At 47.3% G+C, this 13,874-nt stretch carries 9 protein-coding genes; 5 read left to right on the top strand and 4 right to left on the bottom strand.

Annotated features, from left to right (window positions below; genetic code table 11):
• Positions 1-67: 67 nt before the first annotated feature.
• Positions 68-2,281: a patatin-like phospholipase family protein gene (locus AC5YBZ_RS15530; protein WP_494520766.1), complete on the top strand. Its 2,214-nt coding sequence runs from the start codon at positions 68-70 to the stop codon at positions 2,279-2,281.
• A gap of 157 nt (positions 2,282-2,438) precedes the next feature.
• On the opposite strand, the gene hxpB is transcribed toward AC5YBZ_RS15530, so the two are convergent.
• Positions 2,439-3,113 (bottom strand): hexitol phosphatase HxpB, encoded by a 675-nt coding sequence (gene hxpB / locus AC5YBZ_RS15525; protein ID WP_475515023.1) that lies wholly within the window; start codon positions 3,111-3,113, stop codon positions 2,439-2,441.
• A gap of 424 nt (positions 3,114-3,537) precedes the next feature.
• Here hxpB and acnB point away from each other — a divergent pair, with 424 nt between their 5' ends.
• Complete coding sequence (gene acnB / locus AC5YBZ_RS15520; protein WP_475515022.1) at positions 3,538-6,135, top strand: bifunctional aconitate hydratase 2/2-methylisocitrate dehydratase; 2,598 nt, start codon at positions 3,538-3,540, stop codon at positions 6,133-6,135.
• A gap of 107 nt (positions 6,136-6,242) precedes the next feature.
• On the opposite strand, the gene rsd is transcribed toward acnB, so the two are convergent.
• The gene (rsd, locus tag AC5YBZ_RS15515) at positions 6,243-6,710 is read right to left on the bottom strand and encodes a sigma D regulator (protein ID WP_494543157.1); all 468 of its coding nucleotides are present in this window, start codon (positions 6,708-6,710) and stop codon (positions 6,243-6,245) included.
• Positions 6,711-7,183: 473 nt separating this feature from the next.
• Here rsd and hemE point away from each other — a divergent pair, with 473 nt between their 5' ends.
• From hemE to AC5YBZ_RS15500, 3 genes are all read left to right on the top strand, one after another.
• Positions 7,184-8,248: a uroporphyrinogen decarboxylase gene (gene hemE / locus AC5YBZ_RS15510; protein ID WP_494520768.1), complete on the top strand. Its 1,065-nt coding sequence runs from the start codon at positions 7,184-7,186 to the stop codon at positions 8,246-8,248.
• Between the two features lie 324 nt (positions 8,249-8,572).
• A complete protein-coding gene (locus tag AC5YBZ_RS15505; protein ID WP_494520769.1) occupies positions 8,573-11,170 on the top strand; it encodes a putative bifunctional diguanylate cyclase/phosphodiesterase in 2,598 nt (865 codons plus the stop codon).
• Between the two features lie 82 nt (positions 11,171-11,252).
• The gene (locus AC5YBZ_RS15500) at positions 11,253-12,059 is read left to right on the top strand and encodes an SDR family oxidoreductase (RefSeq protein ID WP_494523993.1); all 807 of its coding nucleotides are present in this window, start codon (positions 11,253-11,255) and stop codon (positions 12,057-12,059) included.
• Positions 12,060-12,088: 29 nt separating this feature from the next.
• Here the strand turns inward: AC5YBZ_RS15500 and AC5YBZ_RS15495 are convergent, their stop codons facing one another.
• Positions 12,089-12,316: a hypothetical protein gene (locus AC5YBZ_RS15495; RefSeq protein WP_475517053.1), complete on the bottom strand. Its 228-nt coding sequence runs from the start codon at positions 12,314-12,316 to the stop codon at positions 12,089-12,091.
• Positions 12,317-12,475: 159 nt separating this feature from the next.
• Positions 12,476-13,768 carry a phosphoribosylamine--glycine ligase gene (purD, locus tag AC5YBZ_RS15490; RefSeq protein ID WP_494520770.1) on the bottom strand — a complete coding sequence of 431 codons (1,293 nt, stop codon included), beginning with the start codon at positions 13,766-13,768 and terminating at the stop codon, positions 12,476-12,478.
• Positions 13,769-13,874 lie beyond the last annotated feature (106 nt).

Genomic DNA, 13,874 nt, shown 5'->3' with positions numbered 1-13,874 from the left:
TTTTAGTTTGTTAAGATGTTTGCTAGACTGTATTTCTTTGTATCAATCACTTAAATAAAGACCTCATATGATGCGTTTTTTGCTGCTATCTATAACATTGTTTTATGGCGTTAGTGCCCTTGCTGACGATGTTCGCCCCAAGGTGGGCCTAGTGCTTAGTGGCGGCGGTGCCAAAGGTGCTGCTCACGTGGCGGTGCTTAAAGTGCTGGAAGAGCAGCGGATCCCTGTTGATTTTATCGCCGGTACCAGTATTGGAGCCTATGTCGGCGGTATGTATGCGCTGGGCTACAGTGCTAACGAGATTGAAGCCATCATGATGGGCGAAAATTGGAGTGATGGCTATTCTGATACTATTCCGCGAGAGGCGTTGAGTTACCGTGATAAGCAACACAGAGACAGGTTTAATATTCCTATTAATGTGGGATACAGCGACAAAGAGATAAAAACGCCTAATGGTTTGCTCCGCGGCCAAACCATGTCGATATTACTGCAACGCTCTACCGATTTAGTTCATCAATTTAGTAGTTTTGATCAGCTGGCGATCCCGTATCGTGCGGTTGCAACCGATTTAGAAACTAGCCTGCCCGTGGTGATGGATCACGGTAGCCTGGTTGATGCGATGCAAGCCTCGGCAACGGTGCCCGGTGCACTGCAAGCGGCGCAATACAATGGCAAGATGGTGGTTGATGGCGGTATCGCCAACAATATGCCTGTCGATGTGGTTAAGGCGATGGGGGCCGATATTGTGATTGCGGTTGATATTGGCTCTTCTTTGGTTAAGCGCGATCAGTTGGCTAGCACGGTCGCGGTATTGAATCAGCTATCGACCATGTTGACCAACGCCAGCACCGAACGTCAAAAGCAGCTGCTGACTGAGCAAGATATTTTGATACGCCCAGATGTGGGTGAGTTGAGTACCACAGATTTCACTATCATGCCTGAAGCTTATAGCTTAGGTGATGCGGCAGTATTGGCGCAACTCGATAGACTCAAAGCCTTATCTGTCAGTCAAGCATCCTACCTTGATTATCAAGCAAAAAAAGATGTCCAGCGATTAAGTTGGAACAATAATATGCTGCAACCTGTAGTTGAATTGCGCTTTGAAAATAACTCTAAAGTCAGTGCCAAACTATTGCGGGAAACCTTAGGGGTTGAGATAGGGGATGTTGTTGATAAAAATACGCTAGAACAAGGAATTAAAAATATTTATGCATTAGATAAATTTGAGCGAGTCAATGCCGAATTTATTGATACTGATGCTGGTAGGATACTCGTGCTCAACACTCAAGCTAAATCTTGGGGACCCAATTATTTTCAGCTCGGTTTCAGTTGGGAAGATGATTTCAGTCTCGATTCAGTGGTGTCATTGGATGTGGCTTACACCATAACCGATCTTACTCAATATGGCGGTGAGTGGCGTAACGAATTACGTCTCGGGTTTGAGAAGCTACTCTCCACCGAATTTTATTTGCCGCTCGATTCTGATCAACGTTTTTTTGCCCGCACCGAACTCTCTTATCAGCGCAAAGATTGGGATTTTTACGAAGAAAACAATCGAGTGTTGCGTTTAGGGCAAACAAATTATGCTGCCGATCTAGGGCTTGGTTTTAATTATGTCAATCATGGAGCGGTAGAGTTAGGCTTGACTGCGCAGAATGGCTATTTGGAAAATGGATTCTTACCGGGGGATTTAGATTATCAGTCCTATGGGGCTTACCTTAAGTTTGGCTTCGATGATCTTAACAGTATTAACTTTCCCACCTCGGGCAATCGTATAACGCTTGATTTCTATTATCGTAAAGATGAGAGCCCGCAGGAGATTGCGACCAATCCATCCGATATTTCTTTTCAATTTGAGGGCAGCTGGCGCGGCGCTTTAAGTTTTAATAATCATGCCGTGGTGGGGATGGCTTCGTTTGCAACGGTCGATAATGATGATCAATTTAGTGTGCACGTTTCAGAGTTAGGGGGCTTCCTTAATTTATCTGGCTATCATAAAAATGCGTTGGTTGGCCCACATAAGGTGTTTGGCGCCTTTGTTTACCAATACGATCTGGGCCGCGATATGTTGGGGATGACGGATTACCCGCTCTATTTAGGGACCAGTATTGAAGCCGGTAATGTGTGGCTAGTACGTGATGATGTTAATATGAATGAGTTAATCTATGGCGGCAGTCTGTACTTTGGTACCGATACCTCGATGGGGCCGGCGGCCTTTGGTTTTGGTTGGGCCGATGACGGTGAAAAATCGGTATTTCTCTTTTTAGGTAAAAATTGGTAACCCTGAATTAAAGCATATTCACTGGGCCTTGATTGCAACCACCTATGTAAGCCGAGTGATTGGATTACGAGTAAAAGCCGACATCACTGGATGTCGGCTTTTTTACTTCATGGCTGAATCGGCAGCAGGCATTACGTTTATTCACTGGTGATTAGCGCTATTGGGTAAACATGAGCTGGGTTAAATAGTGATTTAACTGAGTTAAGTCATCCAGTTTACGGTGCGCTGCAGCCCACTTAGCGTGCTCGGCCTCATGGCTTGCCGGAACCACCACAGTATGCATATTGGCCGCTCTGGCGGCGATAAGGCCATTAAAGGAATCCTCAATGGCGATACACGCTTGGGGTGTGACCTGTAAAGCGGCTGCGCAATTAAGATAGACCTCGGGATGCGGTTTACCAAAGGTGAGCGACTCGGCGCTGCAGATGGCATTAAAATAATGGCCTATATCCAGTTTTTGCAGTACGGCTTCGATGAGTGGCGATGATGAAGAGGTGGCTAAGCCAATTTTTAATTGCTTATCTTGGCAGGCTTGCAGTGCCGATATGGCGCCACACATGGCCTCACCGCTGCGCAATATTTCTGCCGCGACTTGCTGCACAATGGCGTTGGCCGTGGCTTGATTATCATAATTTGGCCAAGGGTGGCGTCGATACCAATAGTCGACCACTTGGTCGATACGCAATCCGGTGGTTTGTAGCGTATCTTGTAGGCAAATTGGCAACCCTAATTGGCTAAATACATTGATTTCAGCCGCTTGCCAGCTGGGTTCAGAGTCGATTAATACCCCGTCCATGTCGAAGATCACCGCAGCTACTCTTTTGTGGGTCATTGAGCCATTCCTGATGGTTATTTACGCATTGTCGATGGAATATTATGCGTATTTCTGGGGTAAATACGACCGATAAGGTGAAGTTTTTTAAAATATTTTTGCGCATAAATGCGCTTTTTAGTGCGTTTATAATAAATTATTGTTAAGCACCAAAATTAATGTTTATCAACTAGTTATTGCTTGTTTCAAACTATTGTCTAATTTCATTTGTTTTATCACTGAGATAAATTGCCTTGCGCCCTAGAGAATCCCGGTAATTTCTCACTTCTAAGAGTGTGATCTGATTCATACTTTTGCAAAGCTGTAGTATAATGCGGCCGGAAATACGGGTTAAGCCTGCTTGACTGTTAACTTCAAAATGTTACTTCAAAATTGAAGACGTGCAGTTTCGCTGTTAGAACGCCAAACAAAGAGGAATGTTGCCGTGCTAGAAGCATATCGTAAACACGTCGCAGAACGTGCTGCAGAGGGCGTAGTCCCTAAGCCACTAGATGCCCATCAAGTGGCCGAGTTAATCGAATTAGTCAAAAATCCGCCAGCGGGTGAGCAAGAATTTATTCTTGACCTGCTAGAAAATCGAATTCCACCCGGTGTCGATGAAGCTGCATACGTCAAAGCAGGCTTTCTTGATGCACTTGCCAAAGGTGAGGTGACTTCACCTATCCTATCTTCAGCGCGCGCTGTTGAACTGCTTGGCACTATGCAAGGCGGCTACAACATTGAGCCACTGATTGCTCAGCTGGACAACGATGCCCAGGCACCGTTAGCGGCGAAAGCCTTATCAAATACCCTACTGATGTTTGATGCGTATCACGATGTCGTTGAGAAGATGCAAGCGGGTAACGCTCATGCTAAGCAAGTGGTTGAGTCTTGGGCGAATGCCGAGTGGTTCTTGAACCGTCCGAAGCTAGCTGAAAAAGTGACCCTGACCGTATTCAAAGTGACCGGTGAAACCAACACCGACGACTTGTCTCCCGCGCCAGATGCCTGGTCTCGTCCTGATATTCCATTGCACGCTTTAGCTATGCTAAAAAATGCCCGTGACGGTATCGTACCCGATGAGCCAGGTGTTGTGGGTCCAATCAAAGAGATCGCAAGCCTTAAAGAGAAAGGTCATCCACTCGTGTACGTGGGTGATGTTGTCGGTACCGGCTCTTCACGTAAATCAGCTACTAACTCAGTATTGTGGTTTATGGGCGATGATATTCCTTATGTGCCTAACAAACGCGCTGGCGGTTTCTGTCTAGGCGGTAAAATTGCCCCAATTTTCTTTAACACCATGGAAGATGCTGGCGCTTTGCCTATCGAGCTTGATGTTAACGAAATGAACATGGGTGATGTGATTGATATCTACCCATATCAAGGTGTGGTTAAGCGTCACGGCACTGACGAAGTGATTTCAGAATTCAAACTGAAAACCGAAGTCTTGTTAGATGAAGTGCGTGCTGGTGGACGTATTCCATTGATCATCGGCCGTGGCCTGACTGATCGTGCACGTGAAACACTAGGGTTACCTGCATCAGATATTTTTGTTCGTCCACAAGATGTGGTTGATTCTGGCAAGGGTTACACCCTAGCGCAGAAGATGGTCGGTAAGGCGTGTGGTGTTGCTGGTGTGCGTCCAAACCAATACTGCGAACCTAAGATGACCTCTGTCGGTTCTCAAGACACGACCGGCCCTATGACCCGTGATGAGCTAAAAGATTTGGCTTGTCTTGGCTTTAGCGCCGATTTGACCATGCAGTCTTTCTGTCACACCGCGGCTTATCCAAAGCCAGTTGACGTGAACACGCATCACACGCTACCTGATTTCATCATGAACCGTGGCGGTGTGTCACTGCGTCCAGGTGACGGGGTTATCCATTCGTGGTTAAACCGCATGCTACTGCCTGATACGGTTGGTACGGGTGGTGACTCGCATACGCGTTTCCCAATCGGTATCTCATTCCCAGCAGGTTCCGGTCTAGTGGCGTTTGCTGCCGCGACAGGTGTTATGCCGCTGGATATGCCTGAATCTGTATTGGTACGCTTTAAAGGTGAGATGCAGCCCGGTATCACATTGCGTGACTTGGTACATGCTATTCCGCTCAAAGCTATCGAAATGGGCTTACTGACCGTTGAGAAGAAAGGTAAAATTAATGCTTTCTCTGGTCGAGTACTGGAGATTGAAGGCCTTGAAAAGCTGAAAGTTGAGCAAGCGTTTGAGCTATCTGATGCCTCAGCCGAGCGTAGTGCTGCAGGGTGTACCATCAAGCTAGATAAAGAGCCTATCATCGAATATCTCAACTCTAACATCGTCATGTTAAAGTGGATGATCGCCGAAGGCTATGGTGACCGTCGTACTATCGAGCGCCGTATTACTGCGATGCAAGAGTGGATTGCGAACCCAGAGTTGATGGAAGCCGACAGCGACGCTGAATACGCTGAAGTGATCGAAATCGATTTGAATGAGATCAAAGAGCCTATTTTGTGTGCGCCAAACGATCCAGATGACGCAGTGCTATTGTCATCGGTTGCCGATACTAAGATTGACGAAGTCTTCGTTGGTTCTTGTATGACTAACATTGGTCACTTCCGCGCAACCGGTAAGATGCTAGACAAGTTTGCAACGACCTTGCCAACACGTCTATGGATCGCGCCGCCAACTAAGATGGACAGAGACCAGCTCACTGAAGAAGGTTACTACGCTATCTTCGGTCGTGTCGGTGCGCGTATCGAGATCCCTGGCTGTTCATTGTGTATGGGTAACCAGGCACGTGTAGCCGAAGGCGCAACTGTGGTTTCAACCTCTACGCGTAACTTCCCTAACCGTTTAGGTACGGGGGCTAACGTTTACTTAGCCTCGGCTGAGCTAGCGGCGGTGGCGGCATTACTGGGTCGTCTACCAAGCGTCACTGAATATCAAGATTATGCTAAAGAGCTCGATGCGACAGCATCAGATACTTATCGTTACTTGAATTTCGATAAGATTGAATCTTACACTCAGAAAGCAGGCGAAGTGATCTTCCAATCTGCGGTTTAAGTTAATCGATTCGATTAGGTAAACAGCAAAAAGGCCAGCTAATTAGCTGGCCTTTTTTAATGTGAGTAAAATGCTGTTTAAATGTGACTTATCACTTAAATGCCTGCTTATGCAGATTTGCGATGCAGTGCTTCTAATAGTTGGTCTTCTAGTTGAAAACGGGTTTCCATAGCGTCACCAAGGGATGATAAATCATGGTCGAGTTGATACAGAATTTTGTCATCATCGGCTTCGGTGTATTTGTCACTAAAGTCGAGCGCTAGATCGGTCGTCTCACTGATCTTTGGCATCACCTCATGAGTTAGGCTTTGGCTCGATTGCCCATTGTTGTCACAGGCGCTAACAAGGCGATCGTAAACCTCAAAGTGACCTTCGGAAACATAATCGACTAAAAGATCGCAAAAGTCTTTTACTGATTGAAAGCTAGGAAGTGACTTATCGTGAGATTCATAGGGAGGCAACCCCGCAACTTGGCAGTATTGGATCAGTAACTTACGTCGATGATTGAGCCATTGGTCAATCAGTGTGTTGGAGCCTCTCCATTTTTGTTCGGCTCTTTCCAATTGCTTTAGCATGACGTTCCCCATCCACATTGTCCTGTAACTTCTAATGTAGGTGACAACCACTGCTTTGATCAACTCTTTTTTGGTGTAAACAGAGCCAAGGTACGTCTGGTCTAATCTGCTGGTTGTATATGTAAAACGAATGGGTGAGCCACTGTGGTGCTGAAAATAAAATGCCCAGCGATAGAATCCTATCGCTGGGCGAGTAAAGGTATTGCGGGCTCGATGCGACGAGCTTCTTGATTGTTCTTGCTAGCGCAGACTTTTTATATCAAAGGCTTTGATGTGGTGCAACGTTTTTCTAACGAATTAGGAACCTTTGCCTCATTATCCATTAATAGTCTGTCGTAAAAACAAACAGGTAGACGATAAAATTATAATCAAGCGGCGTTTGTCACATAAATGTACTGATGGAGGTTACTTTATTCACGTAAATGCTAAACTACTGTCCCAGCGGAAATCAATAAGCGTAGGAATAGAGCCTCATGGCAGAATTAAAAAATGATCGTTATTTACGTGCCTTACTAAAACAACCTGTTGATAGAACTCCTGTTTGGATGATGCGTCAAGCTGGTCGTTATCTTCCAGAATATAAAGCGACCCGCGCCGAAGCTGGTGACTTTATGTCTCTTTGCAAGAACCAAGATTTGGCCTGCGAGGTCACTCTTCAGCCGCTTCGTCGTTACGACTTAGATGCCGCGATCTTGTTCTCTGATATTTTGACTGTGCCTGATGCTATGGGGCTTGGTCTCTATTTTGAAGCGGGCGAAGGCCCACGTTTCGAACGTCCTACCGATACCATAGATGCCATTAAAAAGCTGTGCATTCCCGATCCAGAAGATGAACTGGGTTATGTGATGAATGCCGTAAGCACGATTCGTCGTGAGCTTAAAGGTGAAGTGCCGTTGATTGGTTTTGCTGGTTCGCCTTGGACCCTAGCGACTTATATGGTTGAAGGTGGTTCAAGCAAGGCGTTCGAAAAAATCAAAAAAATGGCCTACGAAGAGCCTGCCACACTGCATATGCTGCTCGATAAGCTTGCCGATTCAGTTACCTTATACCTGAATGCGCAAGTGGCTAATGGTGCTCAGTCATTAATGATTTTCGATTCGTGGGGCGGCGCATTATCACATCATGCTTACCGTGAATTCTCACTGCGCTATATGCAAAAGATTGTTGACGGACTAACGCGTCATGCTGATGGTCGTCAAGTGCCTGTGACCCTATTCACCAAGGGCGGTGGTTTGTGGCTAGAAGCGATGGCTGAAACTGGCTGTGACGCATTAGGTCTCGACTGGACTGTGGATATCGGTGATGCACGTCGCCGCGTGGGTGATAAAGTTGCCCTGCAAGGCAACATGGATCCTTCTGTGCTGTATGGTACTCCTGAGCGTATCCATCAAGAAGTGGATCAAATCTTGGCCTCTTACGGCGAAGGCACTGGCCATGTATTTAACCTAGGACATGGTATTCACCAGCATGTCGATCCAGAGCATGCGGGTTCGTTCATCAAGTCGGTGCATGCACTGTCTCCTCAATACCATAAGTAGTCTGTACTTGAGGTGAGTCTAATTAAAAAAGCCCGTTTAACGGGCTTTTTTAATTTTAACAGGCTCATTGAGCTTGGTTATCCCGTCTTAGTCAGGAGAGATGGCAAGCATCAATACGTTAGCGTAAACAGCATCACTCTTTGCCTATGTGTGTTGAGATGAGTTCTATGCTTTAAGGCAACAGTTTTATACCAATACTGTCGTTATGAATACTTTTGGATTGGCAGTGCGAAAAGCTATTTAATCCATTGGCTAAATAGGGTATTTTGCCTGCCGCATTGGTATTGATGCGATGATGAATAAACACAGGATGGTTGTAGACCGATGCGTATTAGCAAAAAATTAGTGGTTTTTGTTGTAGGATTTTGCTTACCCGCCATCATCGCCATCACTTTTTCTCTTAATTTATGGTTTGATAATCGTGTCGAGCAACTTAAGCGTGCCTCCATCGATGCTGAATTTAACAACATCGCCAGACTTATCGATACTGAGCTTAAGCGTTTAGCATTATTTACCCAGATTTATGGTGTACCCATTTCGGCATTGGATCATGCTAGTCGCCAGCGTTTTGAGCAAGCTTGGCTTAATAGTGGACTAGCCGAGCATCGTAGTCTGTTTTATTTAGAGCAGGATAAAGCAACTGCCTTTGCCGCGAGCGTGGCTGCGATATCGCATTTCGACTCCAGTATATTACCCGCCTCATTGTTTGAGCTAACTCAGGCGAAGACGGGGTTTTATTTACAAGCGGATAAGGGCTTTATTGTCAGTGTGGCTCCGGTTGATCCGAGCTTATCTATCGTCTTTGTGAGAGGGGTTGATGTTAGTCTGTTAAACCGCTATCAAGTTAACGATGGCTTGAGTCACCTGCAACTTGGGCGTGGCAAAGCCACTGGTCTTATACCAAACTATGCCACCCTGTCACACCAACTGGACGTGCCCGGCCTACTTGATGATGACTCTCTGCATTTATCAATAACCCTTTCCGAGGGCGTATTTACCGATATTCCTCAACAACCGACCCTGTTGCTTTATGGTGTCATCGGCTTGAGCGGTCTACTATTCTTGGTGGGATTTTTATGGCTTAGGATCGGCTTAGTGAGCCCTTTTCGGCGCCTGTTAACCGAATTAGCCAGTATCGATCCTGCTGCTAAGGCTTATGTGCCGCTGCGAGGTGATGGCTGCGAGGAGTTGACGGGGATCGCCGAGCAGGTCAATCATTTGATGGCCCGTATTTTTCAGCAAAAAGAGCGCTCAAAAACCACCTTAGAGGCGATTGCCGAGGCGGTGATTTTAACCGACGTGTCGGCCAAGGCGATTTATCTTAATCCACAGGCTGAGCGCTTACTGCAGTGTGAGTCTAGCGCCGCTGTCGGGGTGAGCATCGAGCAGCTGTTTAAGTCGGATAAACAGATTAGTAATACCTTGTTTAAATTAATGCAAAGTGGTGTGAGTCAACCCTTACTGAGCAAGGTTAAATCTTGTAATGACAAGAGCAAGATTATGGAGCGTAGCATTAACACTTTGCGCGATCCGCAAAATCAGGTGATTGGCACAGTGATTGTGCTGAGGGACATCACCCAAGAGGAGTTGCTGAAACATCAATTAAGGCGCAGAGCTAACTTTGATGGTGTGACCGCGTTATTAAATCGTAGCGCCTTTGAAGAACGCTTAGTGAACTTTGCCGATGATGCCAAGGTACTGGCAATGTGCTATTTCGATCTTGAGCAATTTAAGTTGATCAACGATTCCTGTGGTCATAACCAAGGCGATGTCATGCTTAAGATGGTTGCCAAGGCAATACAATCGAGTCTGACTGGCCATGCCTTACTGGCGCGACTGGGCGGCGATGAATTTGGCTTGGCCCTTAAAGATAACACCCTTCTGCATGTGGCCCAGCAAGTGAAGCGCATTATGGATAATGTGGCCAAACAGGTGATGGAGCATCAAGGATGCCAATATCGCGTGGGGATAAGTGCTGGGGTCGCGGTGGCACACTCGCCCTATATTTTACCGCTTGAGTTGCTCAAAGATGCCGATATTGCCTGCATTGCGGCTAAACGTAAAGGCAGTAATCAGGTGCATTTTTATGACAACAAAGATAAAGAATTAACCTACCAGCGTAATGCACCCAAGTGGGCGGTAAGAATAGCCCAGGCGATCGAACATAATGAGTTAATTCTCTATTATCAGCCGATTAAAGGCATTAATGGCAACGGCCAACATAAACGCATGGAGATCCTGCTGCGGATCCAAGAGCCTTGTGGGCGGATCTTGCCGCCAGCGCAGTTTATTGAGGCCGCAGAGCGCTTTAAGTTGATGACTGAGGTTGATAAAGAGGTGATCCGCAAAACCTTCTTGTGGTTATCTTCCCACGAAGCGCTATGGCATGATCACTGTTTATCTATCAATCTATCGGGCAACAGTTTAGGCGCCGAAGGCATGGTCGATTATATCATCGCGCAGCTGCAGCATTTTGCTATACCGAGCCGTTGCATCTGCTTTGAGATCACTGAAACCAGCGCGATTCAAAATCGCGATCGGGCGATGGAAATGCTGAACCGCCTACGCAAACAAGGCTTTGCATTTGCGCTCGACGATTTTGGTACCGGCTTCGCCTCCTATGGTTATCTGCGCGAGCTGCCGGTGAACTATGTGAAAATCGACGGCTGCTTTATCAAAACGTTGGCCACAAATGCCAAAGATTATGCCATCGTCAAATCGATTCATGATGTGTGCCGAGTCATGGGCATAGAGACGGTCGCCGAGTTTGTCGAAAATGAAGCGATCATCGACAGGCTAGAGTCTATCGGCATTAACTATGCGCAAGGTTATGCCATTGGCCGGCCTCAGAGCCTAGAGACCTATCTTGATTCGCACCCACAATTACAGCTAATCCAAGAGGCCGCAGCACAGGGGCGTTAAGGTGTGATGCTTGTGCTTTGCTGCTATCTGTGTGAGCTTAAGTCTATGTCGCTTAAGTGGTTAACGGGTAGGGAGAGCAAAGATGCAAGGATTGACAGATAAAGTGGTGATCATTACCGGCGCCTCTGAAGGAATAGGGCGTGCATTGGCCAAAGCCATGGCGCCATTGGGGTGTAAATTAGTATTAACCGCCCGCAATCAAGCCCGGCTTGATTCACTGGCACAAGAGTTAGCCCAGATGAGTCATCACACCCCCTTGGTGATCAGCGCCGATATTAGCTCACCCGACCGTTGCCAACATATCGTCGATAGTGCCATTAGCCATTTTGGTCATCTCGATATTGTGGTTAACAATGCGGGCATGACTATGTGGTCACGCTTCGATGAGTTAGAGAATTTGACCATTCTTGCCAAGGTGATGACGGTCAATTATCTCGGCCCCGCCTATTTAACCCACAGTGCGTTACCCCATTTAAAAGCCAGCCAAGGGCAAGTGGTGGTGATCTCTTCTGTGGCAGGCTTGACGGGCGTGCCAACCCGCAGTGGTTACAGTGCATCTAAGCATGCGGTGATGGGCTTTTTTGACTCACTGCGTATTGAGTTAGCCGATGACAATGTGGCGGTGACTGTGATTTGTCCCGATTTTGTGGTGTCAGAAATCCATAAGCGGGCACTCGATGGCCAAGGCGCGCCACTGGGGCGTAGCCCAATGCAGGAGTCTAAAATTATTAGCGCCGAGCAATGTGCGCAGATGATGTTACCTGCCATTGCTCAGCGTAGACGTATGATGATCACCTCAATGCGCGGGCGAGTCGGTCGTTGGCTGCGTCTATTCGCGCCTAAGCTTATCGATAAGATTGCCAAAAAAGCGATCGCCGCGGGCCATTAACCTTTTTATCGCTCACGTGAGAGAGGGATTTACTCCTGCTCGTTTAAATGTTTGATGATGGCGCGCTCGGCATCGGCTTGGGTGGCCGCATCATCATCGCTCGCGACCACTGGTGTGGTCGACCTTAAGCCTGTCATGTCTTCTGCAATATGTAGCCAGTCAGGATGCCAATAAAAGGCCGTACCAGCAAGGGTGTTCCAGTGATGTACGCCAGCTCTTTCGCCATTATAGATAAGATCGCCAATTGTATATGTCATCATGCTTCCCTGATTTAGTTGAAAACGCTCAAGTGAATATAGTGCACTTAGTAACAATATTCATGTGTGAACTAGTTCACGTTTGTTAATTGTTTATCAGCGAGCGAGTGGATAATAAAAAACCGGCCATGGCCGGTTTTTTATTATGCTAGCTTAGGGTTAGCTTTCGCGAGCAATGGCGCGATAAGCAATATCGGTACGAAAATACACATCGTCCCAATGGATGGTATCCACTAAGGCGTATGCAGCACGTTGTGCCTCGGTAACGGTATTGCCCAGTGCGGTAGCGCATAGCACGCGCCCCCCATTGGTGACCACTTTTCCCTCTTGCATACAAGTGCCGGCATGGAACACTTTGGCGTTATTATCACCAAGGCTTAAGCCTTCAATGACATCATGCTTACGGTACGCATCGGGGTAACCACCGGCAGCCATGACTACGCCAACGGCGGCGCGCGCATCAAACTCGGCAGTCACTTGGTTTAGTTCACCACGGGTAGCGGCTAAGCAAAGCTCAACTAAATCTGATTTAAGGCGCATCATGATAGGTTGAGTTTCTGGATCGCCAAAACGGCAGTTGTATTCAAGCACCTTAGCGCTGCCATCGGGTGAGATCATTAGGCCTGCATAAAGGAAACCTGTGTAGACATTGCCTTCAGCGGCCATGCCATCGACGGTTGGACGGATAACATTAGCGATGGTCCAGTCGTGCACCGCTTGGGTCACCACCGGCGCGGGAGAATAGGCACCCATACCGCCAGTGTTCGGGCCATAATCGCCATTGTCACGGGCCTTATGATCTTGGCTGGTGGCCATAGCCAGAATGTTTTGCCCATCGACCATCACGATAAAGCTGGCTTCTTCCCCCTTTAAAAACTCTTCGATAACGACACGTGAGCCTGCTTCACCAAACATATTGCCTGCGAGCATATCTTCAATGGCGGCATCGGCTTCGTTTTGGTCTTGGGCGATAATCACCCCTTTACCTGCCGCTAAACCATCGGCCTTGATGACGATTGGGTAGCCAGTATTGGCGGTGACGTTAGCCACATACGCTTTGGCGGGTTCAATCTCGGTAAAGTTGGCATAGGCCGCAGTTGGAATGTTGTGGCGGGCTAAGAAATCTTTCGTGAAGGCTTTAGAGGATTCGAGCTGCGCTGCGCCTTTCGTGGGGCCAAAAATCGCTAAACCCGCTTCGTTAAAGGCATCGACAACCCCCAAAGACAAGGGGACTTCTGGGCCAACGATGGTGAGCTCAATGTTATTGGACTGAGCAAACTCGACTAGTGCGCTAATCTCTTCAACGTTAATGGCGACGTTTTCTAGTTTAGGCTCTAAAGCCGTGCCTGCGTTACCTGGTGCAACGAAGACGGTGTCAACGTGTGCTGATTGAGCGGCTTTCCACGCTAATGCATGTTCACGTCCGCCGCCACCAATAATCAATACTTTCATGTCTTTACCTTTTATAGCTGCGCCATTTCCTCTCTCTGTATCAAGCATGCCTGTGTATGGGTATATCCTTACCTATAACAGTGCGCCTGCTTGCTTTGACCTAGAG

This window comes from Shewanella sp. 553 (assembly GCF_059338375.1).
This window is presented reverse-complemented; position numbering and strand designations above follow the sequence as displayed.

Coding starts and splice junctions, on each gene's coding strand:
- AC5YBZ_RS15530 (WP_494520766.1), top strand. CDS start 68: ATGATGCGTTTTTTGCTGCTATCTATAACATTGTTTTATGGCGTTAGT.
- hxpB (WP_475515023.1), bottom strand. CDS start 3,113: ATGACCCACAAAAGAGTAGCTGCGGTGATCTTCGACATGGACGGGGTA.
- rsd (WP_494543157.1), bottom strand. CDS start 6,710: ATGCTAAAGCAATTGGAAAGAGCCGAACAAAAATGGAGAGGCTCCAAC.
- hemE (WP_494520768.1), top strand. CDS start 7,184: ATGGCAGAATTAAAAAATGATCGTTATTTACGTGCCTTACTAAAACAA.
- AC5YBZ_RS15505 (WP_494520769.1), top strand. CDS start 8,573: ATGCGTATTAGCAAAAAATTAGTGGTTTTTGTTGTAGGATTTTGCTTA.
- AC5YBZ_RS15500 (WP_494523993.1), top strand. CDS start 11,253: ATGCAAGGATTGACAGATAAAGTGGTGATCATTACCGGCGCCTCTGAA.
- AC5YBZ_RS15495 (WP_475517053.1), bottom strand. CDS start 12,316: ATGACATATACAATTGGCGATCTTATCTATAATGGCGAAAGAGCTGGC.
- purD (WP_494520770.1), bottom strand. CDS start 13,768: ATGAAAGTATTGATTATTGGTGGCGGCGGACGTGAACATGCATTAGCG.